General features: G+C 68.7%; 15 protein-coding genes and 2 tRNA genes. 6 read left to right on the forward strand and 11 right to left on the reverse strand.

What is annotated here, in order from left to right:
- The first annotated feature begins 161 nt into the window (after positions 1 to 161).
- Positions 162 to 1,574: an FAD-binding oxidoreductase gene (locus AC1DR1_RS09695; protein ID WP_476992524.1), complete on the forward strand. Its 1,413-nt coding sequence runs from the start codon at positions 162 to 164 to the stop codon at positions 1,572 to 1,574.
- Between the two features lie 88 nt (positions 1,575 to 1,662).
- Here AC1DR1_RS09695 and AC1DR1_RS09700 read toward each other — a convergent pair whose 3' ends face one another.
- The 4 genes from AC1DR1_RS09700 to AC1DR1_RS09715 form a co-directional block, all read right to left on the reverse strand.
- A complete protein-coding gene (locus tag AC1DR1_RS09700; RefSeq protein WP_229992729.1) occupies positions 1,663 to 2,823 on the reverse strand; it encodes a globin domain-containing protein in 1,161 nt (386 codons plus the stop codon).
- Between the two features lie 191 nt (positions 2,824 to 3,014).
- Positions 3,015 to 3,464 carry an RrF2 family transcriptional regulator gene (locus AC1DR1_RS09705; protein WP_229992730.1) on the reverse strand — a complete coding sequence of 150 codons (450 nt, stop codon included), beginning with the start codon at positions 3,462 to 3,464 and terminating at the stop codon, positions 3,015 to 3,017.
- A 20-nt stretch (positions 3,465 to 3,484) separates the two neighbouring features.
- Positions 3,485 to 3,970: a hypothetical protein gene (locus tag AC1DR1_RS09710; protein WP_229992731.1), complete on the reverse strand. Its 486-nt coding sequence runs from the start codon at positions 3,968 to 3,970 to the stop codon at positions 3,485 to 3,487.
- Between the two features lie 2 nt (positions 3,971 to 3,972).
- Positions 3,973 to 5,391: a phosphomannomutase/phosphoglucomutase gene (locus tag AC1DR1_RS09715; RefSeq protein WP_229992732.1), complete on the reverse strand. Its 1,419-nt coding sequence runs from the start codon at positions 5,389 to 5,391 to the stop codon at positions 3,973 to 3,975.
- 125 nt (positions 5,392 to 5,516) lie between these two features.
- Here AC1DR1_RS09715 and AC1DR1_RS09720 point away from each other — a divergent pair, with 125 nt between their 5' ends.
- Positions 5,517 to 7,697, forward strand: coding sequence for a RecQ family ATP-dependent DNA helicase (locus tag AC1DR1_RS09720; RefSeq protein ID WP_229992733.1), 2,181 nt, complete (start codon positions 5,517 to 5,519; stop codon positions 7,695 to 7,697).
- On the opposite strand, the gene AC1DR1_RS09725 is transcribed toward AC1DR1_RS09720, so the two are convergent.
- From AC1DR1_RS09725 to AC1DR1_RS09740, 4 genes are all read right to left on the reverse strand, one after another.
- Entirely contained in the window at positions 7,642 to 9,126 is a 1,485-nt protein-coding gene (locus AC1DR1_RS09725) for an MFS transporter (protein ID WP_229992734.1), read from the reverse strand. The two genes, AC1DR1_RS09720 and AC1DR1_RS09725, sit on opposite strands and share 56 nt — an antisense overlap.
- Positions 9,127 to 9,148: 22 nt before the next feature.
- Positions 9,149 to 10,810 (reverse strand): phytoene desaturase family protein, encoded by a 1,662-nt coding sequence (locus AC1DR1_RS09730; protein ID WP_229992735.1) that lies wholly within the window; start codon positions 10,808 to 10,810, stop codon positions 9,149 to 9,151.
- A 260-nt stretch (positions 10,811 to 11,070) separates the two neighbouring features.
- Positions 11,071 to 11,158, reverse strand: a tRNA-Ser gene (locus tag AC1DR1_RS09735).
- 157 nt (positions 11,159 to 11,315) lie between these two features.
- A complete protein-coding gene (locus AC1DR1_RS09740) occupies positions 11,316 to 13,595 on the reverse strand; it encodes a prolyl oligopeptidase family serine peptidase (protein ID WP_476992525.1) in 2,280 nt (759 codons plus the stop codon).
- Positions 13,596 to 13,679: 84 nt separating this feature from the next.
- Here AC1DR1_RS09740 and AC1DR1_RS09745 point away from each other — a divergent pair, with 84 nt between their 5' ends.
- Positions 13,680 to 15,887 carry an FAD/NAD(P)-binding protein gene (locus AC1DR1_RS09745; RefSeq protein ID WP_229992737.1) on the forward strand — a complete coding sequence of 736 codons (2,208 nt, stop codon included), beginning with the start codon at positions 13,680 to 13,682 and terminating at the stop codon, positions 15,885 to 15,887.
- Positions 15,888 to 16,164: 277 nt separating this feature from the next.
- On the opposite strand, the gene AC1DR1_RS09750 is transcribed toward AC1DR1_RS09745, so the two are convergent.
- Both AC1DR1_RS09750 and AC1DR1_RS09755 read right to left on the reverse strand, forming a co-directional pair.
- Entirely contained in the window at positions 16,165 to 20,721 is a 4,557-nt protein-coding gene (locus AC1DR1_RS09750; protein ID WP_476992526.1) for an ExeM/NucH family extracellular endonuclease, read from the reverse strand.
- A 373-nt stretch (positions 20,722 to 21,094) separates the two neighbouring features.
- Positions 21,095 to 21,898 (reverse strand): VOC family protein, encoded by an 804-nt coding sequence (locus AC1DR1_RS09755; protein WP_476992527.1) that lies wholly within the window; start codon positions 21,896 to 21,898, stop codon positions 21,095 to 21,097.
- Between the two features lie 323 nt (positions 21,899 to 22,221).
- Here AC1DR1_RS09755 and AC1DR1_RS09760 point away from each other — a divergent pair, with 323 nt between their 5' ends.
- Positions 22,222 to 23,166 carry an endonuclease domain-containing protein gene (locus AC1DR1_RS09760; protein ID WP_364748210.1) on the forward strand — a complete coding sequence of 315 codons (945 nt, stop codon included), beginning with the start codon at positions 22,222 to 22,224 and terminating at the stop codon, positions 23,164 to 23,166.
- Positions 23,167 to 23,417: 251 nt separating this feature from the next.
- On the opposite strand, the gene AC1DR1_RS09765 is transcribed toward AC1DR1_RS09760, so the two are convergent.
- Positions 23,418 to 23,505: transfer RNA gene (locus AC1DR1_RS09765), tRNA-Ser, on the reverse strand.
- A 163-nt stretch (positions 23,506 to 23,668) separates the two neighbouring features.
- Here AC1DR1_RS09765 and AC1DR1_RS09770 point away from each other — a divergent pair.
- Positions 23,669 to 24,652: an NAD(P)H-quinone oxidoreductase gene (locus AC1DR1_RS09770; protein WP_364748207.1), complete on the forward strand. Its 984-nt coding sequence runs from the start codon at positions 23,669 to 23,671 to the stop codon at positions 24,650 to 24,652.
- A 168-nt stretch (positions 24,653 to 24,820) separates the two neighbouring features.
- Positions 24,821 to 25,357 carry a PadR family transcriptional regulator gene (locus AC1DR1_RS09775; protein WP_364748204.1) on the forward strand — a complete coding sequence of 179 codons (537 nt, stop codon included), beginning with the start codon at positions 24,821 to 24,823 and terminating at the stop codon, positions 25,355 to 25,357.
- The last annotated feature ends 171 nt before the right edge of the window (positions 25,358 to 25,528 follow it).

The following is a 25,528-nucleotide window of genomic DNA, read 5'->3' on the forward strand; positions in this document are numbered from 1 at the left end:
GGGACTTAGGTCCCTAGGCCGCATCCGAGCACGCCCCTAGGCTTGTCCGCATTCCATCAGCCGGGCCGGCCGCCGACTGGAGAGGGCGCTGGGAGGCATTCCGGGCGGGTGCAGCCGCGCCCCCGACATGCTCGCGGCCAGCGAGATTTCAGGAGTGCAACATGCTTGTCAGCGACGACATCCATGCCTTGTCCAGGGCGGTCGGCGGCCCGGTCGTGTTGCCGGGCAGCCCCGAATTCGCGGAGGAGACCTTCGCCTTCAACGTCGCAACGGTGCACCGGCCCGACGTCGTTCTTGGCGCCGCAGATGCCCAGGACGTCGCAGCCGCGGTGAAATGGGCGGCAGAACACCGGATTCCCGTGTCCGTCCAGTCCACCGGGCACGGCGCCGATTCAGCGATCGATGGCGGCCTGCTCATCAACACGCGGCGCCTGCAGGACCTGCAGATCGATCCGGTTGAACGCACCGCACGCGTCGGCGCCGGAGTGAAGTGGCGCACCCTCCTGGAGGCGAGCGTGCCGCACGGATTAGTCGGATTGCACGGCTCGAGTACCGATGTGGGCGTCGTCGGGTACACAGTGGGTGGCGGGCTGCCCGTCCTCGGCCGCGCCCACGGCTTCGCGGCGGACCACGTCCGCAGCATGGACATCGTCACCGCCGACGGCGCGCTGCGGCGGATCGACGCCGACGCCGAGGCCGAGCTGTTTTCACTGATGCGCGGGGGCAAAGGCAACTTCGGGATCGTGACCGCACTCGAGTTCAGCCTCTTTCCCGTCAGTGAGTTCTACGGAGGCGGCATCATCTATCCCGGGGCAGATGCGGCCACGATCCTGGCCGCCTTCCGTCAATGGCTGCCCACCCTGCCCGACGACGCCTCGCCATCGGTCTCCCTGCTGCGTCTCCCGGACATGGACTTCGTACCCGAACCGCTGCGGAACCAGTTCGTCGTGCACCTGCGCTTTGCCTTCCTGGGCAACCGCGAGGACGGCGACGCGCTGCTTGCCCCGATGCGCGCAGTCTCGACTCCATTGATGGACACGGCCGGGCCCATGAGCTACCTCGACGTCGACCAGATCCACATGGACCCCGCGGACCCGCTGCCCTTCACTGAAGGCGGAGCGCTCCTGAAGGATTTCGGCGACGAGACTGTTGCGGACCTGCTCGAGCTCACCGGGGACGGTTCGGACTGCCCGCTGCTGCTGGTGGAGATCCGGCCGCTCGGTGGGGCACTGTCCCGGCCTGCACTGTCCCGGCCGGGGGTTATGCCAGATGCAGTGCCGGATGCGGTGTCGGGGCGGGACGCGGCCTTCCTGCTGTTCCTCGTCGGCTTCAAGGTGCCGCCCATTGCGGAGGCGGTGGCGGCATCCATCCGCGGGATCCTTGCCGCGATGGCTCCCCACTCAACCGGATACACGCTGGTCAATTTCCATGGCGAGCCGGGCGACGAGGCCGACCGGGCCAGGGCGTGGTCTCCTGCGGTCTACGAGCGGATGCGGTCCGCGAAGGCCACGTATGACCCCGGCAATCTCCTGCGCTTCGGCCATGCGATCACCGGGGCGCCTGCCGCGGGGTGAGCCCGGCCTGGCTGCTTTGTCAGGTGAACCACGAAGGCGGCCCCGCACCTTTGTTGCGAAAGGTGCGGGGCCGCCGTCGATGAGTAGTTTAGCTGGCGAGCCAGATGTCCGGGCCGAAGACCTCGTAGTGGATCTTCGTGGCCGGGATGCCGGCGTTGATGGCCTCGTTGCGGATGTTCTTCATGAACGGCAGCGGACCGCACAGGTACAGCGAGGCGTTGGCCGGGAGGTCCACCTCGCGCAGGGACATGAAACCTGCGTTCGAGCCGGCCTGCGGTTCCTCCAGCCAGAGCTGCAGGTCGGCGCCGTCGAGGCGTGCGACGTCGTCCGTCATCTGGGAGCGCAGCGCCCAGCTGTCCAGGGTGCTTTCGGCGTGCAGGACCAGGACCTGGCGGTCCGAGCCGGACTCGGCCAGGGAGCGCAGAATGGACGCCGTGGGCGTGCAGCCGATGCCGGCCGAGGCCAGGACCACGGGGCCGTCGCCCTCCTTGAGCGTGATTTCGCCGTAGGGGTTGGAGATTTCGATGATGTCGCCGACCTCGACGCTGTTGTGCAGCACGGGGGAGACCTCGCCGCCGTCGTCGAGCTTGGTGGTGAAGCTGCGGCTGGTGCCGGCGTCGCCGGAGAGGGAATACTGGCGGACCTGGCGGAGCCCGTCCGCAACGGTGACCTTGACGCTGACGTACTGGCCGGGGAGGGCAGCGGTGATGGGGGTGTCGTCGGCCGGTTCCAGGGTGAAGGTGATGGAGCCGGTGCCGGCGGGGGTCTTGGCGGCGACCTTCCAGGGGGTCCACATCTTGCCGTTGGCCTGGGCGGCGTAGAGGCCCTTCTCGAGCTTGATCAGCGCGTCCGCCATGAGCCAGTAGACCTCGGTCCAGGCCTCGGCGATTTCCGGGGTGATAACCAGTGCCAGGTCGTCGGCGATGGCCGCGAAGAGGTGCTCGTAGACCACCTGGTACTGCGGTTCCGTGATGCCGAGGGAAGCGTGGCGGTGCGCGATGCGGGACAGCACCGTCTCCGGCAGGGTCCCCGGGTTGCTGACCAGGTGGCTCGCGAAAGCGGCGATGCTTCCGGCCAGGGCCTGCTGCTGGTTGCCGTTGCCCTGGTTCGAGCGGCTGAAGAGCCCGTCCAGCAGTTCCGGGTGGGCGGCGAAGAGGCGTGCATAAAACTTGGGGGTGATCTCCCCGATCCGGGAACCGACGAGCGGCAGGGTGGCCTCGATGACGGGGAAGGACTTGTCCGAGAGCATGTTGACTCCTGAGATAGTGGCCCGGGGGTCTTCAACCGGACCGCGATGTAAATACTGTCATTTGAAATGCGTGTATTTATGCCTTATTTCTACATGCCGTAGAAGAACGACGCAAATCGGGTGTTTTCGGGCGTGTCGGGCAGTCGGTGCTGCTGCTGGGCAGGCCGGGCGGCCGAGGACCTGAGTGCATCCTACAGCCCGGGCCGCAGCCCGATCGCCTCGAACACCGGTGTCATCTGCCGTGAGGTCGGCAGCGAGGCGATCACAATCCCGTCGAGTTCGCTATAAAAGGCTTCGCGGGCCCGGGCAAGCGCGGCCCGGAGGCGGCATTCGGTGATGAGCGGGCACGTGCCGCCCGAGGCAATGCAGTCGGCCGGGTCCAGACGGGTGTCGAGTTGCCTCAGCAGCTGGCCCACCGTAGCGGTCCGGCCGGCGCTGCTCAGCCGGGAACCGCCGTTGCGGCCGCGTTCGACGTCGATCAGGCCCAGTGCGCGCAGCTTTGCCATCGCCTTGCTGACGTGGTTGTACGGGGTGCCGACGGCGTCGGCAATGCTCTGGGTGGTCAGGAGCCCGCCGTCAGGAGCGGCCGCGAGCACCAGCAAAGCGCGCAGGCTCACATCGGCGAACGCATTGATCTTCATATCCCCAGCCTAAGGGAGGTCTAGTCCACCCAGACGGCGGGCTCGTTGGTATCGGCGGCCAGCTGGCCAAATTCGAGTTCGTGCGTCCCGGCGTTCGCGGCGTAGGGCAGGACCGCGGCGAACAAGGAGCCGTCCTGGTGCTCTGCCGCAACGTGAATGGCGTCCGAGTCTTCCTCGAGCAGCGTGATGTCACAGACGACGGCGGCGGCCCGGAACTCCTCCCGGTGCTGCCGGAGCAGCTCATGGAGGTCCCGGATCATGGCGTCCGCGTCGAAGTCGCCTTGCGATCCGTCGCTCGCGTCCGCGGGGGTCACAGCAACCAGCCGGACCTCGCCGTCGTTCTGCACCACCAGGGCGAACGGCAGGAAGCCGCCGTTGCGTTCCAGCTGCTCCTGCGCGGCGCCGACGCCGGTCCCCAGCAGGTTCTCCAGGTCCGTGGCGCTGGCGTCCGGCACGGACTCGCGCCAGGAACCGGTGTTCGAGGACTCTTCGGGGTGTGCGGCCACGGCTAGCCCCGGACCAGCGCCAGGACGCGGTCGCGGACGCGTTCCATAGTGGCGGTGTCCGCGGCTTCGACGTTGAGGCGCAGGAACGGCTCGGTGTTGGACGGGCGCAGGTTGAACCAGTAGCTGCCGTCGGCGGCGATAAAGGTGCTGCCGTCGAGATAGTCGACCTCGACGTCGTCGTCGTGGAAATCCTTGCGGACCCGCTCGACCGCGGCGGCCTTGTCCTCGATTTCCGAATTGATCTCGCCGGATGACTGGTACGGCTCGTATTCGCGGCCGAGCTCGGAGAGCGGTCCGTCCTGCTCGCCCAGGGCGGCCAGGACGTGCATGGCGGCCAACATGCCGGTGTCCGCGTTCCAGAAGTCGCGGAAGTAGAAGTGGGCCGAGTGTTCCCCGCCGAAGATGGCTCCTTCCGCGGCCATGACGGCCTTGATGAAGGAGTGCCCCACGCGGGTACGGACGGGGCGGCCGCCGAGGCGCTCCACGAGTTCCGGAACCGCGCGGGAGGTCAGCAGGTTGTGGATGACGGTGGGCGTGTCTTCGCCGATGCCCTGCGCGCGGGCGATTTCGCGGCGGGCCACCATGCCCGTGATGGCCGACGGCGAGACGGGCTCGCCCTTTTCGTCGATGACGAAGCAGCGGTCGGCGTCGCCGTCGAACGCCAGGCCGATGTCCGCGCCATGCTCTAGGACGGCGGCCTGCAGGTCGCGCAGGTTTTCCGGTTCCAGAGGGTTGGCCGGGTGGTTCGGGAAAGATCCGTCGAGCTCGAAGTACAGCGGCACGATCTCCAGGGGGAGCTTGGGCAGCAGGGCATCGCCAAGCACGGCCGGGGTGGTGAGGCCGGCCATGCCGTTGCCGGCATCGACCACAACCTTCAGCGGCCGTGAACCGCGCAGGTCCACCAGGCCGCGCAGGTACTCCGAATAGCCCTTGAGGACGTCCTGCACGCCAATGAGGCCAATGCTGCCGGCCGCGGGGATGGTGCCGGCGTTGAGGTATTCCTCGGCGCGGGCTTGGATTTCCATGAGCCCGGTTTCGGAGGAGATCGGCACGGCGCCGGCCTTGGCCATCTTGATGCCGTTGTATTCGGCCGGGTTGTGGCTCGCGGTGAACGTGGCGCCGGCGGCGTTGAGGGCGCCGCAGGCGTAGTAGAGCTCGTCGGTGGAGATCAGGTCCAGCAGCTGGACGTTGGCGCCGCGGGTGGCTGCGCCGTTGGCGAAGGCTTTGGCGAACTCGGGGGAGGAGGGGCGCATGTCCCCGCCCACCAGCACGGTCTGCCCCGAGAGTTCCAGGACGTCGACGAAGGCAGCACCGACGGCTTCGACGATTTCCGCGGTAATGGATTGCCCCACGATTCCGCGCACGTCATAGGCCTTGAACGAGGTCGAGAGGTCAAAAGTCTTTGTCTTGTCCGTAGTCACGCGTCTTATCTTACGTTGCGGCGCTGACGCCGTGACCTGTGTCCGCACGCTTGTCCACAGGCTGGGATGTGCACATAGCGGGCCCCGGCTTCATGGCTGTCGGAGGGGGCTGGGATACTGAAGCAATGGCCAGTAACCAGAACGCCCTTTCCAGCACCGCCCTCGCCGACACCACGGCCTCGACCCGGGAACAGGCCCAGACTGTGCTGCGGGAGCTCGTGGGCCACCCTGGGGCGGAGTTCCATGACGGCCAGTTCGAGGCCATTGAGGCCCTGGTCGACGGCGGCAGGCGGGCGCTGGTGGTGCAGCGCACCGGCTGGGGGAAGTCGGCCGTGTATTTCGTCGCCTCCCTGCTGCTGCGCCGCCGTGGCGCCGGCCCCACCCTGATCGTCTCCCCGCTCCTGGCGCTCATGCGTGACCAGGTCGCGGCCGCGGCGCGGGCCGGGGTGCGGGCGGTCGCTATCAACTCCGCGAACCAGTTGGAGTGGGACACCGTCCGCGAGCAGCTCGCCGCCGATGAAGTGGACGTCCTGCTGGTCTCGCCAGAGCGCCTCACCAACCCGTCCTTCCGGGAAAACCAGCTCCCCGAGCTCGTGCGCCGGACCGGGCTGCTGGTGGTTGACGAGGCCCACTGCATCTCGGACTGGGGCCACGACTTCCGCCCCGACTACCGGCGCATCGCGGACCTCATCACACAGCTGCCGGACACCGTCCCGGTGCTCGCCACCACCGCCACGGCCAATTCCCGGGTGGTGCATGACATCGAGGAGCAGCTCGGCAAGGACGTGCTCACCATACGGGGCGCCCTGGGCCGGGATTCGCTCCGGCTGGGTGTCCTGACACTGCCCGATTCCCGCGAACGGCTGGGCTGGCTGTTGACCCACCTGCAGGATTTGCAGGGCAGCGGCATCATTTACACGCTCACGGTGTCGGCGGCCGAGGACACTGCCCGCCTCTTGGCCGAAGCGGGGCATGAGGTGCTCGCCTACACCGGCCGCACGGACCCCGCGGACCGGGAACGCGCCGAGCATCTCCTTAAGGACAACCAGGTCAAGGCCCTCGTGGCCACGTCCGCGCTCGGCATGGGCTTCGACAAGCCGGACCTCGGCTTCGTGGTGCACCTTGGCGCGCCGTCCTCGCCGGTGGCGTATTACCAGCAGGTGGGCCGCGCCGGGCGTGGCGCGGCGAACGCCGATGTCCTGCTGCTGCCCGGTTCGGAGGACCGCGACATCTGGCAGTACTTTGCCACCGCGTCTATGCCGTCCGAGGAAAAGGCTGCCGCCGTCCTGACAGCCCTCGCCGAGGCCGGAACGGCAGTGTCCACAGTGGCGCTCGAGGCCCGGGTGGACCTGCGCCGCACCCCGCTGGAGCTGCTGTTGAAGGTCCTGGCCGTGGACGGCGCCGTCGAACGCGTCGGCGGCGGCTGGCGCTCCACGGGACAGCCGTGGAACTACGACGCCGAGCGGTACAGCCGGATCGCCGAGGCCCGGGTGGATGAACAGGACTCGATGGTCATCTACCAGGACACCGCGGGCTGCCGAATGGAATACATCACCTCGGTACTGGACGACGAAACAGCCCGCGCCTGCGGCCGCTGCGACAACTGCGCTGGCCGCTGGTTCCGGGCCGACATCGCCGAGGACGCCACGGAGACCGCAGGGCAGACCCTTCGCCGGGCCGGCGTCGTCCTTGAACCGCGGCTGCAGTGGCCCAGCGGAATGGACCGCCTGGGTGTGCCCGTCAAGGGCAAGATCAAGCCCGATGAAGCGCTCGCCGACGGCCGGGTGCTGGCGCGCCTGACGGACCTCGGCTGGGGCGGGGCCCTGCGCGAGGCCTTCGCCGCCGGTGCACCCGACCGGGCCGTAGACCCCGGCATGCTGCAGGCCTGCGTTCAGGTGCTCCGGGAATGGGGCGCGGGAGATGCCCGGTCCCCGGGCTGGAGCGGGGCCGGCCGGCCGGCCGCGATCATCAGCCTGCCCTCCCGCGGGAAGCCGCTGCTGGTGGACTCCCTGGCCCGCGGGATCTCCGAGATCGGCCGCATCCCGTATCTCGGCCAGCTGCAGCTCAATCACGGCGGACCCACCGGCGGCCGCGGCGGGAACAGTGCCTACCGGCTCGCCGGCGTCTGGGACCGCCTGGTGGTGGGACCGGAGCTGGAGGACGCCCTGGCTGGAATCCGTGGCCAGAGCGTCATGCTGGTGGACGACCTCGTGGACAGCCGCTGGACCCTGACCATCTCCGGGCGGGCCCTCAGGCTCGCCGGCGCCGGCGCCGTTCTGCCGCTGGTGCTGGGCCAGGCCGGCTGACCTCCGCGCCGGCGTGGCGGGGGAGGGCCAGGCTGTCCAGCGTGCTCAGGAGCATCAGGACCGCGATGGCCACGAATGCTGCCCGGTACGGCGCCGCCGGATCGCCGGCGGCAAGACCCCCGGCGACACCGATGGTTCCTGCGGCGTGGCTGCTTGCCTCGAAGACCCGCAGCAGGAGCGCCCCGACAGCGATCCCGGCCGCTGTGGAGAGCTGCACGAGCGTGGCGGAGACGGCATTGGCGGACGGCAGTTGGCCCGGGGCGACGTCGGCGTACTGGACGGAAGCGTAGGCCGAGAACCCGATCGAGCGGAACGCTCCGCTGGCCACCAGCACGGCGACAATCAGCGGCTCCGGCGTGCCGGCCTCGAGCAGTGCGCACAGCGCAAAAGTGGCGGCCGAGGCCAGCGATGCGAACGCCAGAACGGGTTTGAAACCGAAGCGCCGGATCAGGGGCGTCGTAGCGGGCTTAATTCCGATGTTCCCCACGAACACGGCGGACACCATCGCCCCGGCGCGCAGCGGGTCCCAGCCGAAGCCGGCCTGGAACATCAGCGGCAGCAGGAACGGCACGGCGCTGATGGTCAGGCGGTACACAAAGCCTCCCGTCGCTGTTGCGCGGAACGTCCGTGCGCCGAAGACGGACAGATTGAACAGTGGCGTGCTGGTCCGTCGCATCGAGGCCGCGGCTGCGGTCAGAAACAGCAGGCCCACTACGATCCCCGCGGCCGCCAGCAGTCCGGCGTCGCGGCCGCCGATCAGTTCCAGACCAATGAGCAGGGACCCCACCCCGAGCGTGGTGAGGACCAGGCCGAGCCAGTCGAGGCGCCGCGTGCTGTCGCCGCCCACTGCGGGAACCAGGCGCAGCGCGGCCAGGAACGCCGCCAGGCCCAGGGGGAGGTTGACCAGGAAGATCCAGTGCCAGGACAGGTACGTGGTGAGCGCTCCGCCCACGAGCGGGGCAAGGACCGGGGCCAGCAGCCCGGGCCACACCAGGAAGGCGGTGGCCCGCAGCAACTCCTTCTTCGGCGTTCCGCGGAGCACCACCAGCGTGCCCACAGGGACCATCATGGCGCCGCCAGCACCCTGCAGGACACGGCTCATGGTCAGCATTGTCAGGTCCTGGCTGAGCGCGCAGAGCAGCGACGCCGCCGTGAAGATTGCAATGGCGAGACAGAACACCCGGCGGGCACCGAGCCGCTCCGCGAGCCAGCCGCTGAGCGGGATGCCCATCGCCACCGTCATCAGGTAGGCCGTCATGGTGATGTTGACGTCGGCGGCGGGCACGTCGAAATCCGCGGCGATACTGGGTATGGCCGTGGTCAGGACGGTCCCGTCGAGGAATTCCATGAAGAACGTCGCAGCCACTAAGAGCGCCAGCCGCGGGCTCCAGCTGCCCCCGGCCGGGACGCCACGCGACGAGGCTTTCATGCGCGGTTCTCCGAGTTCCGGTTCACCCATTGCGGAGGGGCGGTTCCGATTCCAACACGGCCATGGCGGCGTTGTGGCCGCCGATGGCACTGACGGCGCCGCCGCGGCGGGCGCCGGAACCGCAGAGCAGGATCTGCGGATCGTCCGTCGCCACGCCCCAGCGGCGCGCCGGGGTGTCCAGCGGTTCGCCGTCCTCCACGAACGGCCAGTCGAGGCCGCCGTGGAAGATGTTGCCCTGGGGCATGCCGACGGCGCGTTCAATGTCCAAGGTGGTCTTGGTTTCGATGCAGGGCCTCCCGTCCGGATCTGTCAGGAGCAGATCCTCAATCGGCTCGGCCAGGACGGAGTTCAGGGAGGCCAGGACGGCCGCCTGCAGCTCGGCGCGGCGGTCCTCGTTGTTCTCGGCCGTGACCAGCCGGTGCGGGACGTGCAGGCCAAAGACGGTCAGCGTCTGGGCGCCGGCGGCCTGCAGTTCCGGGGACAGGATGCTGGGGTCGGTCAGCGAATGGCAGTAGATTTCGCACGGCAGCGGCGAGGGCACGGACCCGGCGGCGGCGGTGCGGTAGGCGGCGTCGAGCTGGGACCACGTCTCGTTGATGTGGAACGTCCCGCCGAAGGCGGCCTCCGGGCTGACGGATCCGTCCAGGAGCTCCGGGAGCCGTTTGAGCAGCAGGTTGACCTTGACCTGGGCGCCCTCGCGGCGATGGTTCGGGTTGCCGGCAGCGGCCGCGGCGCCCGCTGAAATGCCAGCGGCAGCGGCGCCGGCAGCGGCGCCCTCGGCAGGCCGGCTGCGCAGCCGGTTCAGGACGGCCGGCGCCACATTGGACAGGACCCACGCGGCGGTTACCGTGTGGTCCTGGCCGCCGTGGCGGTAGTCCACGACGCCGCCGGGCCGGACCGCCGTGACGTCCGCGGAAGTCAGGATGGTCGCGCCGGCGTCGCGGGCGGCCCGCTCCAGCTCGCCGGACACCGCGCCCATGCCGCCGACCGGCACGTCCCAGTCGCCCGTTCCACCGCCTATCAGGTGGTAGAGGAAGCAGATGTTTTGCTGCAGGTCCTCGTCGTCGGCCTGGGCGAACGTCCCGATCAGCGCATCCGTCAGGACCACGCCGCGGACCAGGTCGCTGCCCAAATTCTTGCTGATGGCGTGCCCGATGGGATGTTCGATCATGGCCTCCCATGCCTCGGCGACGCCGGCCCGGGCGGCGAGGGAACGCGCAACGGATCGGGGCAGCAGCGGCGAGGTCATGGTGGGCCAGAGGGCTTCAGTGAGCTGCCGGCAGGCGGCGTAGAACGCGGTGAAGGCGCGGAACTCGCCGTCGGGCGCGCCGACGGCGGCGAAGGACGCCGCAGTGGCGGCCTCGTCCCCGTTGTCCACCAGCAGGGCCCGGCTGCCGTCCGCAGGGTCCGGGGTGTAGGAGGAATAGCGCCGCCGCGCCAGCGTGACGCGCAGGCCGAGGTCATCGATGATCTGCTGGGGCAGGAGGCTGACGAGGTACGAGTAGCGCGAGAGGCGGGCGTCGACGCCGTCGAACGCGTGCGCGGACACCGCGGCGCCGCCGGGGTGCTCCAGCTTTTCCAGGACCAGGACCTCCCGCCCGGCCTTGGCCAGGTACGCGGCCGCGGCCAGGCCGTTGTGGCCGCCGCCGACGATGATGGCGTCAAATTCCTTGTTGCTCGACATGGGCCTATCCTGCCATCCGGATCCGCCGCTGGGCGCGAGGCGTCCGGCCACCGGACGGGAGCGGGTTGCTGCAGACGGTGCCGTCGCAGCGCTGCCCCGGCGTCACGGGTGCAGATCAGGGCGGATGAACGACGCCGATCCGCCCTGATCTGCCCGGGAGCAGGCCCGGCGCGGGCAGGCCCGGCGCGGGCAGGACCAGGCCCCGGGCCGCCATGTGCCGGGTACGCAAAAGGCCCCGGTCCGAGGACCGGGGCCAAACGCGGAGACGGGGGGATTTGAACCCCCGGTGGAGTTGTGCCCCACACTTCATTAGCAGTGAAGCCCATTCGGCCGCTCTGGCACGTCTCCAATTGCTATTAACTAGCCAACCAAGGATACGCAGAAGGTGCCACGCAGTGCAAAACGGCCCGCCGGGGACATCGCGGGGTCACTTCCGGCCAATAATTGGGGCACCGGATGGGCGCGAAGTGGCCCCGCGTGGCTTACCGCTTTCGGGGGTGCGGCATCAGGCCTCCTGGCCGGCCAGGGCCCGCCACAGGAAATGCTGGCTGCGGCTCTGCAGGGCCGCAGCCTGCCGGTTGTCCGAGGCCCCCGCGTGGCCGCCCTCGAGGGCTTCGTGGAACCAGACATTGGGGATGCCCATGGCCTGCATGCGGGCCGCCATCTTCCGGGCCTGGACCGGCCCCACCCGGTCATCGGAGGTCGCCGTCCAGATAAACGTCTCCGGGTAGTCCACGCCGTCCTTGAGCTGGTGGTACGGGGAGAACGTCTTCAGGAACTCCCACTGCTCCGGCACGTCAGGGTCGCCGTATTCGCCAATCCAGGAATAGCCCGCGGAAAGTTTGGTGTACCGGCGCATGTCCAGGAGCGGAACCCCGCAGGACACGGCACCGAACAGCTCCGGGTACTGCGTGAGCATGTTGCCCACCAGCAGCCCGCCGTTGGAGCCGCCCACGCAGCCGAGCCGCTCCCGGGAAGTGACACCGCGGGAGATCAGGTCCTTCGCCACGGCAGCGAAGTCTTCATAGGCGCGGTGGCGGTTGCCCTGCAACGCCGCGCGGTGCCAGGCCGGCCCGTACTCGCCGCCGCCGCGGATGTTCGCCACCACGTAGACACCGCCGCGGCGGTGCGTGGCCTCACCCTCGGCCCCGCCGGACTCCGCGGTACGCCGCTCCAGCCATGCCCGGCCGATCGCTCCGCTGTACGCCGGAGTCCGCGAAATCTCGAAGCCGCCATAGCCGGATAGCTGGGTGGGGTTCTGGCCGTCCAGCACCAGGTCCTTGGCGGCCACCTGGAAGTAAGGGATCTTGGTGCCGTCGCTGGAGACCGCGAAGTGCTGCTGGACTTCATAGTCGGCCTCGTTGAAGAACGACGGCGAGGTCCGGATCACCTCGTGCGTGCTGGTCACGGAGCTATTGCCCCGTGCGAGCGTCCCTCGGGTCAGGGTGGTGGGCGTCGTGAAACCGGTGGCCACGAGCCAGAAGTCGTTCCCTGCGCCCGGCGCCTCGCCCTCGGCCACCGAGGCGGTGCCGCCGGTGCCGTCGTCGTCCGAGCCTTCGGCGTCGTCTTCGTCATCCACCGCGAAGGCGTTGACGTCGTGCAGGGGCGGGCAGGCATCCAGCACGGTGGCCTCCCACGCGGCGTCCGTCCCCGGGCGTCGCGGATCCAGGACGTGGATTTCCGAGGACACGTCCCGGAGCAGGTTCAGCAGCAGGAAGTCCCGCGTCCAGCTCCAGGACTGCAGGGAGGTGTGCGGATCGGGCGTGAAGAGCACGGCGAGCTCCCGGGAGCCGGCGAGGAAGTCCTCGAACCCGGCCGCGAGCAGGGAACCCGCCGGGTGGGTGGTGCCGTTGACGGTCCAGTCACGCTGCGGGCGGAACAGCAGCCATTCGCGGTGCGAGCTCAGGTTCACGTCTGCGGGCACGTCGATCTGCACCCACTGACCATCGCGCAGCACGGAGGTGTTCTTCTCGAAGAAACTGATCCAGTCGACGGCAAACGTGCGTTCGAAGCCCGGAGTGGAGTCGTGGGCCACGATCGCTATCATGTGGTCCTCGGGAATGTCGAAAATCTGCTCGGCCTCCGCCAGGGAGTCGCCGCGGCGCAGCTTCACCCCGGTCCGGGCATAGGACGAGGTGGTCCGCGGCAGGTCCTGGGCGGTAGTGGCGACCAGCAAGGTGTCCCCGTCCAGCCAGGAGGCATTGCCCTTGCCGGTCGGGAGGTCGAAGCCGCCGTCGGCCGGGTCCACGAAGCCGCGGGCCTCGACGTCGAACTCACGGTGGCGGTTCGCGTCCCCGCCGTCGGGGGAGAAGGCCAGCAGGGCCCGCCGGTGGGGCTCACCCGGGGCCGGGCGGAGGAAATTGGCGCCGTGGAAGACCCAGTCCTGGCCCTCGGCGGCGGCGAGGGCGTCGACATCCAGCAGGACATCCCACGCGGGAGTCCCGGCCCGGTAGCTGTCCCAGCTGGTTCGCCGCCACAGGCCCTTGGGGTTGTCCCGGTCCTTCCAGAAGTTGTAGTACCACTCGCCGTGCTTGCCCACCATGGGGATCCGGTCGGTGGAGTCGAGGACCTCCAGGATCTTGCCTTCCAGGTCGTCGTAGTCGGCGTCCTCGAGGAGTTCCTCGGTGCGGGCGTTCTGTTCACGGACCCACGCCAGCTGCTCCTGGCCGTAGATGTCCTCCAGCCAGATGTTCTCGTCGACGGGTTCGGGGGACGTCCCTGCAACCGGGAGGGCGCCGCTGGCTTGGCCGGACGCGGACGGGTGGTCAGCTTCTGTGGTGGTCATTTTTCCATCCAAGAACATCGGTGCGGCAGTGGCAAGTCACGCGGGCGTCCAACCGGCGCCCGGGTTGCCGATACGCTGGATGCCGTGGGCATATCGCGAAGAATCCGGACGGCAGTGATTGGCGCCGGTCCCCGGGGCACGAGCGTGCTGGAACGGCTCCTCGCCAACTGGGCCTCCGCCGGCTCCGCGGGAACCCTGCACATCGACGTGATCGACCCTTACCCGGCGGGGCCCGGGCATGTCTGGCAGCCCGGACAGTCGCGGCTGTACCTGATGAACACGCAATCCTTCTATCCCACGGTGGTCCCTGAGGACCCGGAGCTCGCGCCTCCACTGGCCGGGCGCACGTTCGACCAGTGGCGGGAACTCCAGCAGGGCCACCCGCATCCAGCACTTACTGACGAGGAACGCACCGAGGTGTCCGGGCTCGGCGAGGCGGACTTCCCCAGCCGGGCCTTGTACGGCCGTTATCTGCGGTCCACCCTCGAGGAACTGCTCACCGTCCTGCCCGCCGGCGTCAGCGTGGACTTCCACCCGGCGACGGCAACGTCCGTCCGCCACGCCGCCGCCGAACCGGTCGATCCGGCGGCCCCGGAAGCCCCGGAGGGACCGTCGGTGCGGTTCGACGTCGTGCTCGACGGCGGCACGGTGCTTACCGTCGACTCTGTGGTGCTGGCCATGGGCCATCTCGACGCGCGGCTGAACGCCGAACAGCGGGAGCTGCTCTCCGCGGCGGAGGAACTCGGACTCCTGTACGTCCCGCCGGCGGCGCCCGCCGACGTCGACTGGGCCGTGGTGCCGGCCGGAAAACCTGTCCTGGTGCGCGGCATGGGCCTGAACTTCTTCGACGTGATGGGACAGCTGACCGAAGGTCGCGGCGGCCGGTTCGTTGCCGGGGAGAGCAACGGTGAACTGGCGTATCTGCCCTCCGGCCGCGAACCGCTCATCATCGCCGCCTCGCGCCGCGGGACCCCCTACCGGGCGAAGGCGACACTCACCGGCTACTACCCGGACGCGGTCCAGCTGCGGTACTGCACCGAGCACGCGATCGCGAAGTTCGCCGACTCCGGAATCCGGCCCTCATTCGACTTCGACCTCTGGCCGCTCCTGCACCGGGACGCGATCTGGGCCTACTACTCGACGCTCGCGCGCTCGCAGCCCGATGCCATCCTGACCGGCCCCGGGGAGTTCCTGCGCGCCCTGGACGAATCCCTGCGGCCGCATGCGCATTCGACCGCGAAGTGGGAGCACGCCACGGAATCGGTGATTGCCGTCCATGTCCGGGCAACCCACCGCCTGAACCTGCTCGGTCTCGCGGCGCCCCTGGCCGGGCGCTCGTTTGACTCCCGGGCTGAACTGGACGCCGCCGTCGTCGACTACCTGCTCGACGACGCCCGACGCTCTGCGCTCGGCGAGGACGACCCCGTGAAGATGGCGATCGGCGCGCTGCACCACGGCCGGGCGGTGCTCAAGACCGCTGTGGCCGACAGCGGCATCACGGACGAATCCTGGGTCGCCGGCCTCCGCGGCTGGTTCGAATCCTTCGTGGAAGGCCTGGCGAGCGGACCGCCGGCGCTGCGCGCTGCGCAGCTCGCGGCACTGGCGCGGGCAGGAGTCGTACGCTTCGTGGGCCCGGACCCCAAATTCGGCGTGGACCGCCGGGCCCGGACGTTCACTGCGGCATCGCCCTGGGTGGGCGGCGGAACCGATGAAGGCCTTGGCGATGAATCGGAGGATGTCGGCACGTTTGGTGCCGGACTGGACCGTGTCGGCGTGGGCGCTGGCTCGGTTGGCCCGGTTGGCGTGGGCGCTGGCTCGGTTGGCCCGGTTGGCGTGGGCGCTGTTGGCGCTGGCAGCGCTGGCGTGCCGAGCGCCGCTGTGCGGAGCGCGGGCACGGTGAGGGCGCGGGCCGGGAACGCCGTGGCGGGCGCGGTGTCTGCGACGGCGATGATCGAGGCGCTGGCACCGGCGAACCGGGTGGCCGTCAATTCCTCGCCTCTGCTGGAACAGCTGCTCGCCGAGGGGTTGGTGCGGCCGCGCCTCATGATGACCGTGGAGGGGACCCCGGTGGAGACCTCCGGGATGGACGTCGTCCCGCATCCGTATCGGCCGCTGGGTGCCAACGGGTCCATGACACCGGGACTCTACGTGCTGGGGCTTCAGCTCTCCGCCACGCAATGGGGCACGGCCATCGCCGCTGAGGCCCGGCCGAAGTCGGGCCCGGTCTACCGCAGCGGCCAACGCACACTGCGCGACGCCGACGAGATCGCCCGCGACATCCTGGCCCCCTAGCCCGTCCTCGCCCGCCCTCAATAATGGGCATGCCCTCTGGCGCGCCCGCTTCCGAAAATTGGGCATGCCCTCCAGTGGGGCCGGGCAGTGGACTCTTGGTGCTTGTGTCCAGTGCTGCGGGCCAGGGATGGGCATGCCCATTGATTCGCAGGCCTCTCAAGAATGGACATGCCCTCCCCTGGGGCCGGGCAATGGACTCTTGGTGCTTGTGTCCAGTGCTGCGGGCCAGGGGAGGGCATGTGCCGTGGTGTGGGACCAGGAAGCCCGGGCTAAGGCATCAGCCCTTGAGGCACTTTTGGTAGGCGGCCATGGCTGTCCCGTAGTTCACCTGGCCCACCACGTCCGCGGGCCCCGTCGGCTTGACCGGAGGAATGCACTTCGGCGGCACGGGGACGCTGGCTGCGACCTTCACGTCCACCTTCACCACGGTGCCGGATTCGACGGCGGTGAGCACCAGGGTGCCCGCGCCGGCGGCGGCGCCGGTCGGAACCTGCACGTCCACTGTGGCGGCGCCGGCGGTTACCGGTGCCGTGCCAAGGGGTGTCACGGTGCCGGCAGCATCCGTGAACTCGGCGCGCAGCGAGGCATTCACCGGGCTGCCCAGCGAGGTCAGGTCCAGCTTCGAAACCGCCAGGGTGATGGCCTCCCCGCCCTTGACCTCGGCCGCCGTCGTGTTCACCACGGCCACGGAGCGGCGGGCGAAGTCGGGCGAGACCGGGTTGTGGGTCTGCAGGTACGTGATCCACGCATCGCGGTCCACGAGCCCGGAGTCCTTGGCGCCTGCGCCTTCCTTGAAGATACGGAAGTTGTCGCCACCGGTGGCCAGGAAGTTGAACGTCCCGATCCGGTAGGACTTCGCCGGGTCAATCACTGCACCGTTGACCCGGATCGAGGTGATCCGGTCACCGGCGGCGCGGGCGGCGTCGTAGGTGTAGTTCACGTTCTTGGACAGGCCCAGCTGCTGGTACGCTCGGCTGGGGACCGTGCCGTCCGTGTTGGTCTGCCACTGCTGCTCGAGCAGGGTCTTGAACTGCGCACCGGTAAGGGACGTGGTCCACAGATTGTTCACGAACGGCAGCACGGCGTTGGCCTCGGCGTACGTGATGGTGCCGTCGGGCGCGTAGTACAGCTCATTGCGCAGACCGCCCGGGTTGACGACGCCGATTTCGGCGGCGCCGAGTTCCGGCGTCTTCAGCGCATCCACGAGGGAGTCCGCCACCAGGTTGCCGAGGGTTGACTCGCTGGCCCGGTCATCGCGCACGGCCGGGGAACCGGCGAACGCCGTCGTGATATCCGCGGTGACCTTGCCGACCGGCTGGTTGCCGATCACGGCGGCGTCGGCCAGGGCCTTGTCCACGATAGTCTTGACGGCTGCGACCCGCGGGTACTGCGCCACAAGGTCGGCTGCCGGTTGCGCGGCGCTGGTGGTGCGCTGGACGTTGCCGGCCTTGTACCCGGTCACCGACATGGTCTTGGTGTCGATGGTCAGCTGGATCTGGCCGATGAACTCGCCGTAGTTTCCGGTCTGGACGATCGGGCGGGTCTTGCCGGTGGGCTGGCCCGCCGGATCCAGGACGGGCGCGTCCCAGGAGTACTGCTTGTGGGTGTGGCCGTTGAAGATGGCGGCAACATCCGGGGTGACCTTCTGGACCATCTTGGCGAAGGGGCCGCCCGCGGCGATTTCCTGCTCCAAAGTGGCGCCGTCGGGCGCGCCTGATCCGGCGCCGTCGTGGTTCTCCACAATGATGATGTCGGCGAGTTTGTCCGCCTTGATCTTCGCCGCGACCCGGTTGATGGCGTCCACGGGGTCGCCGAACTCAAGGTCCGCGATGCCCGACGGCGTGACCAGGGAGGGCACTTCCTGCGTGACGGTGCCGATCACGGCGACCTTGACGCCGTTCATATCCAGGACCGTGTACTCCGGCAGGACCGGGGTGGTGGTGCCCTTCGCATAGACGTTGGCGCCCAGGTACGGGAACTTGGCGTTGGTCCCGCCGGCGGTGACGCGGTCGCGCAGGTCCGCCCAGCCGCCGTCGAACTCGTGGTTACCCACCGCAGAGGTGCGCAGGTCCAGGGCGTTCAGCACATCGATGGTCGGCTGGTCCTTGGCCACCGCCGAGGCGAACAGGGAGGCGCCGATGTTGTCGCCGGCCGAAATGAACGCCGTGGCGCCCGGGGCGACCGCGGCACGCAGCTTCTCGATGGTCCCCGCGAAGAACACGGTGTTGGAATCGATCCGGCCGTGGAAGTCGTTGATGCCCAGGAAGTTCAGCTCAACGCTGGCCGGGGTGACGGGCAAGTCCAGCCCCACCACCACCGGATCGTGGTCGCTGGCGCGGAACTGGTCTGGAGCGTAGTAGTCGGTGACGTTGTTGTTGTAGCGGCTGTACTCCAGCGCCACGGACTCCACCGAGTTGATGTTCCAGATGTCCGCGCCGGTGACGGCGGCGTTGGCCGCCGGCGATGCGAGGATGTGGTCCAGCGAGCCCACGAGGCCACCAAAGAGGTAGGAATGCTTGGCGGAACCGTCGGCGTTCTTCGCCTTCTCGTCCTGGTTGACGTACCCGGCGCCCGTGAGGACGTTGATCGGGTCCTCCTTGGCGTAGGAGTTGAAGTCGCCGATCAGGAAGACCTTGTCGGTGCCCTTGGATTTCTGCAGTTCGTCGGAGAACGCCAGCAGGGACTTGGCCTGGGCGGTGCGGGCGAGGTTTGAGGCGCCCTGGCCCTTGTCGGTGTCTTCCGGTGTGGCGGCGGAACCCTTGGACTTGAAGTGGTTGGCGATCGCGATGAACTTCTTGTCATCGGCGGCGCCCACGGGCTTGAAGACCTGGGCCATCGGCTTGCGGGCGCTGGCGAAAGCGACCGTGTCGTTGTGGATGATGGATTCGCCGATTGGTTCGGCAACAGCCACCTTGTAGATGAACGCGGTGCGGATCATGTCCTCGTCGGCCAGCGGGGGTGCGTTGGCGGGGGTGCGGACGTAGTCCCAGATCCCCGGTGTGGCGATGTTCAGCGCATCCACCAGCTTGGCGAGCGCGTCGTCCCGGGTCTTGCCGAACTGGGCCGAGTTTTCAACCTCCATCAGGGTGACGACGTCGGCCCCGGACTTGGAGATGGCGGCGACAATCTTGTCCTGCTGCCGTTTCAGGTTCTCCGCGTTCGCGGCGCCGCGGACGTCGCAGCCGCCCTTGACGGTGATGGGGTTGCCGTCCCGGTCAGCGTAGAAGGTGCAGCCCGCCACCTGGTCGCCGGTGGTGGGGAAGTAGTTGAGCACATTGAAGGAGGCGAGCTTCAGGTTGCCGCCCACAGCGGCCGGGGTGTCCGCGCGGGTGGCGCCGAAACTTGCCGGCTGCACGGTGTCCGCGTTGGCGGCCGTCAACTGGGTCAGGGGCTGGAACTTCCAGGCGCTGTTCGCGTAGCTGAGCACTACGTTGGTCTTGAACGTCACCGGTGCGCCGACCCGGACGTGATCGGCCGTGGTCAGGTACGGGAGCACCTGGGCCTTGGTGGCGGCGTCCTTGAGGAAGTTCGTGGTGGCGCCGTCGTCGAGCTTGATGCCGCGGGCGGCGTTCGCCGCGACCATGGCGGTGTATTCGACGGAGCCGAAGGGCTCGACGGCGGTGGGCTGTTCCAGCGCGGTGGTGCCGCCGGCCAGGCCGATCTCGCCGTACTGGTTCAGCGAGAAGTTGTCCGCCACGGTGACCGGACCCTGCGGGGTCAGCAGCATGCCTTCGAGGGCCTCACGGAAGGCCTCGTCGGCGGGGAGGGCGAAGCCGGTGGCCTTGACCTCGGGGGCCGCCTCGGTGAGCTTCTTCAGATCGGCCGCCGCGGCGACGTTCAGCTGGGTCATGCCGAAGAATTCGCTGACTGCGCCGGTGAGTTCGACGTAGTCGCCGATCCTGACGGTGTCGACCGTGGACGGCGAGTAGACGAACACGGCGTCCGACGCCGCGTGGTTGGCCGGGGTGAGATCGCCGCCCGTGCCGGGGGTCTGGACGTAGTAGCCGGCGAAGCCGCCGGTGGGGAACGTGGCGGTGACCCTGCCGCGCGTGGTGACCGCTGATCCTGCCAGCGGGCTTGCGGCGCCGTTGCCCTGGATTTCGGCGATGGTCTTGGCGGCCGGGGGAGTGCCGGGGCCCGGGTCCACGGGCGGATCCACAGGTCCTGCGGCGCCGTTGGCGGCCTTCGGCGTGATGGCTGCGTTGAGCGTGGCGTCAGCGAAGTTGTTATTGGTGTCCGCGCCGTTGCTGCGGTTCAGGCTCTTGACGTCGGTGTTGCCCGACGGCGCAGCGGCCGCCTGGGTCTCAAACGTGTTGGAGGTGCCGTAGCCGAGCACGTCGGCGACGTTGGCCGGTTCAAGCACCGAGCCCGTCGGCAACGGGTTGAGCGCGCCGGCCTGCCTGGCCAGCACGATCGTGCCGCCGCCCCCGGCGGGGTTGAAACCGGTGGCGGTGGCATCCGGGGCCGGCAGGTCCGCGCCGGCGGTGCCGTTGCTGCCGCCCTTGAGCAGGTAGTAGCCCTTGGCGGGGATACTCCCGGTCAGGGCGGCCACCGAGCTCGGCGCCCCGGTCCCCGTGGCGGAGCGGTACTGGACGGACCAGCCCTCCAGCGAGACCGGCTGGTCGGAGCCGTTGTAGAGCTCGACGAACTTGTTTTTGAAGGCCGCGCCGGAGCTGCCGCCGCTGAGGTATGCCTCGTTGATGACCACCGGTGAGGTTCCGGTTGCTGCCGGGGTGGCCTCCACGGCGTTAGCCGGCACGGCCACCAGCGGAGCCGCTATGAGCGCCGCCGACAAGGCTGTGCCAAGCACTGTTTTCCAGGGTGTCTGTTTCATCCGCTCTAACTCTCATTAGGGTGCCCCGGGTAAAGGGCAGGGTGCAGTGCGTCCGCAGGGTGCAGCGGACAGTGGCCGGCCTGAACTCCTGGTCAAGTCGTGCCGGGCCCATCCAAACAGGGGTGAATGAACAACGTATGGATTAAACGTGCATTCGGCGGGACGTCCCCCAGCGAGACGTGCCGCAGCCTGCCCGGAGCGGCTCGAAAGCCCCGGGCAATGGTGACTGGTGTTGCAGGTGAGCGGTGTTCGGGTGCCTCCACCGGACGCTCCACAGAAGAATACCGGCCAGTAGCCCTTGGGGAAGGGACTGGCCGGTATTTCTTACAACAATTTTTGTAATTGGGTGGGAGAGGCCCTCTGGACCCCTCGGCTAGGCGTCCGCGGCGGGCTGATCGCCTTGTCCGGTGTCAGCCACGATCTTGAACATGGCACCGGTGGGGTCGGCCAGCGTGGCGAGCCGGCCGAACGGGGTGTCGTCCGGGCCGTCGATCACCGTGGCGCCCAGGGAGAGGGCCTGTGCGATCGTGGCGTCGGTGTCCGCAACGGCGAAGTAGACCTGCCAGTTGGACGGGACCTCGGCGGGGAGGTAGGCCGAGGCGTCCATGATCCCGGCCTTGGCCGCCCGGCCTGCGCCCAGTGTGGTGTAGCGGAATTCCGGGGTGTCGGACATGACGTCCGTGTCCCAGCCGAACACGTCCTGATAGAACTTGACGGCGGCGGCGTAGTCCTTGGTGTGGAGCTCGTGCCAGGCCGGGGCACCGGGCTCCGCCGCCAGCTCATAGCCCTTCATTTCAGCCGGCTGCCATACGCCGACCGACGCGCCGGTGGCGTCGGCGATCATGGCCATGCTGCCCTGCTCGGGGACGTCCATGGGCGGCATGTAGACCTGGCCGCCGTGCTCCGTCGCGGCCTTGACAGTGGCGGCGGCATCCTCCGAGCGCAGGTACGTGGACCACATGTCCGGCCAGGCGGCCTGATCCGCCTGCTTCTGCATGAGGCCGGCCACGGACTTGCCGTCCTTCCAGGCAGTGATGTAGCCGCCGTATTTTTCTTCGTCGCCGGTCTGGTACGTCCAGCCGAACAGCGCGCCGTAGAACGACTTTGCCTTCTCGGCATCGGATGTCATGAGGTCGATCCAGCACGGTGCGCCGTTGGAGTGGTCGGGTGTAGGCATGAGGGCTCCTGCTCTCTGTGGCGGCCCGGGCGTCGTTGTGCGGGCGCCGGACTCGGATGGGGTGGAGACTGGCTGGTAAGACTGGGTGGTGGAAACACAGAGAGACTATGACGGGGCACCGACAGTTTCAATGGGCCCGGCTAGGGGAGCTGCCTCTGGCGGGCACTGAGAACTGCCTCTGGCGGGCAGATCAGGGCGAATGCCTGGCCCGGATCCGCCCTGATCTGCCCGCCAGGAGAACGTGTACCATGCGGGCGCCCGTGGTGGGCCGCGCCTGTGGATAACCCGGAGCACGCTGCCTCCATGTGTGGCCTAATGGTCCAATGGCGACGGCCAAACCCCTGCCTCCCGCACTGTCGACAGCTTCGTTCACGATCGGCGAGGCGCGTCTCCACGGCCTGCCGCCGGGACGCATCAAGGCCCAGGACCTCCATGTGCCCAGCCGCGGCATCAGGGTCCCAGCAAACCAAGGGCAGTCCCTGCTTGCCCGTGCGCGGCCCTATACGCAGCTCGGCCCGCCGGACGTCGTAAGTTTCTATTCCGCGGCCCAGATTCACGCCTTCCGTATGCCCCTTCCGTCAGGATCCAGCCTTCCGCCGTCGGCCCGTCTCCTGCATTTGACCCGCAATGGGTCCTCCGCACCCCGCCGAAAGGGAGTGATCGGCCACCGGGCGGCCCTGGACCCGGGGGACATCGTGCAGCGTGCAGGAGTACCCGTGACGAGCGAGGCCCGCACGCTGCTCGATCTGGCCGGAACCGGCCACCTGACACTGGAGGATCTCGTGGTCATTGCCGACGGTCTGGTGTGCGAGCATCCCCGCTGGCAGCATGCGGCGACCGCACAGCTTCCCTTGGCGGAGCTCAGGGGCTACCTGGCGCGCCAACGCTGCGTGGCCGGTCTTCCGCTGCTTCGGAAGGCGCTCGCCCTGGTGCGGGCGGGCGTCGATTCGGCGCCCGAGACCCGGCTGCGCCTCCTCTTCGGCCGTTCCGGGCTGCCGCCCTTCGAGCCGGATGTCGTCCTGATCGACGCGCAGGGGATGCCTCTGTGGGCGGATCTGGGGTGCCCGGAGTACAGGCTGGCGGTTGAGTACGACGGCGGACACCACCTGACGCCGGCCCAGCGGCAGGCGGACGCCATTCGCGCCGAACGCACCATGAGCGCTGGGTGGCGGCAACTTGTGCTCAACAACGTAGATGTCACGACCGGTGAGGCGTGGGTGCTGGTGCGTGTGCGCCAGGCGCTGCGGGCGCAGGGGTGGTCCGGCTGACGTTCTCCTGGCTCCCTGCTCCTGGCTCCGTGCTCCTGGCCAAGGGCAGCCGATAGACCGCTGCAGGGCAGATCAGGGCGAATGCCGGGGATGGAACCGCCCTGATCTGCCCGCCAGGCTGCATCCGCCTCGAGTCCGCCCCCGCAACGGCCACAACGGCCGCACCGCGAGTCCGCCCGCAACGGCCGCGGCCACAGCGCAAAAATGCCCCCGCTTCCGGCATGAACTGCAGGAGGCGGGGGCATTGTCCGCGGAAGGTAAGAGATTCGAACTCTTGGTACGGGGTCACCGCACACTGGTTTTCAAGACCAGCTCCATCGGCCGCTCGGACAACCTTCCCTAACGAGTAGTCTTTCATAGGCAGTCGGCTGCCACAAAAACCAAAAACACCGTGCGCTTGCGGACGCGTGCAGCTCCCCGCCATATTCTGGGGAGTGATGTTGATCGGACCTGGCGATCGCGGCGAACGTGCGCGGAGCCAGTTAGGAATCGGGAGTACTCCATGAAGGCTGTCTATATCTCAGAGCCCGGCGGTCCCGAGGTCCTGGAAGTCCGCGACGTGCAGGCCCCCGTGGCCGGCCCCGGCGAGGTGCTGATCGACGTCGTCGCCGCGGGCCTTAACCGTGCCGACGTCCAACAGCGCAAAGGGTTCTACCCGCCGCCCCCGGGTGCCTCCGAGATCCCCGGGCTGGAGGTCTCCGGCCGGATTGCAGGGTTCGGCCCGGGCGTGACCAAGGCATTTTCCGTGGGGGACAAGGTGGTGGCGCTGCTCGCCGGCGGCGGTTATGCCCAGCAGGTGGCCGTTCCTGCCGGGCAGGTCCTGAGGATCCCCGACGGCGTGGATCTGGTCACGGCGGCATCGTTGCCTGAGGTCGCGGCGACGGTCTATTCCAACCTGATCATGACGGCGCAGCTGCAGCCGGGCGAAACTGTCCTCATCCATGGGGCCACGGGCGGGATCGGCACCATGGCCATCCAGCTGGCCAAGGCTGTTGGCGCCCGGGTGGCCACGACGGCAGGCAACGCGGAAAAGGTCGGCACCGCCAAGGCCTTCCTCGGGGCGGACATCGCCATCAACTACGCGGAAGAAGACTTCCCGGCGAGCCTGCGCGCACAGAACGGCGGCAAAGGCGCGGACGTCATCCTCGACGTCGTCGGGGCCAAGTACCTCGAGCAGAACATCGATGCGCTGGCCGACTACGGACGCCTCGTGGTGATCGGGCTGCAGGGCGGTGCCAGGGCGGAACTGGACCTTGGACAGCTGCTGCGGAAGCGGGCCGCCATCATCGCCACCGCGCTGCGTCCCCGCCCGGTCGAGGAAAAGACCGTGATCATGAACGCCGTCCGCGACGCCGTGTGGCCGATGCTGACCGACGGCAGGATCAGGCCCCTCGTGGCCAAGACGTTCCCGTTGGCCCAGGTCGCCGCCGCGCACACTTACTTCGATTCCGGCGACCACGTCGGCAAGGTCCTGCTGGTCATGTAGCCGGGCGCCGGCCGGCTTAAAACCGGAGGTCGGGAGCAACTTATTCCGCCCGGAGCATGCGTTGTTTTGCGGTACGGGCGGCAAAGACGATAGCGTAGGTCCATACGCGGTATACACGCGTCTTGGGGCGCGTGTATGCTGTGTGGTTTCGTGACCTCCGGGAGCACCATGTCTATCCGCCACAGTCTCCTCGCCCTCTTGCAGGACCGCCCGCGCTACGGCTACCAGCTCAGGACCGAATTCGAGGACCGCACCGGTTCCTCCTGGCCGCTGAACATCGGGCAGGTGTACACCACCCTTGACCGGCTGGATCGCGACGGGCTGGTCCGCAACGACGGCGGCGACGGCGACGGGCACGTCATGTACACCATCACCCCGGCCGGCCGGACAGAAGTCAGTGGCTGGTTCGCGGCCCCGGTTTCCCGCGCGAATCCGCCCCGGAATGAACTGGCCATCAAGCTCGCGCTCGGCCTCACGATTCCCGGGACCGACGTCGGCGCCATCATCCAGGCCCAGCGGGCCGTGTCGATCCGGGCGCTGCAGGAGTACACCAAGTCCCGCCGCGACACAGCCGCGCTCCAGCGCCCGGCCGACACCGCCAGGCTCCTGGTGCTGGACTCCCTCATCTTCCAGACCGAAGCCGAAGTGCGCTGGTTGGACCTCTGCGAGGCCCGCCTCATGCAGCTCAGCAACCTCCAGGGGTAGCCCGGCCGACCGCTCGTCGCGCGAACCACGCCGCCCGGCGCAGGAGCGCCGCCAGGGCGCGGCCGCATTGGTAGGGTGCGGGGGGCAGTTCTGCACCGGTGGACTGCCCAGCTGGGATTCTCGAGGAGGAGACATGGGCACAATGCCAGAGGGCACACAACGCGAAAGCAC

Source organism: Arthrobacter sp. P4_F10, from assembly GCF_056401435.1.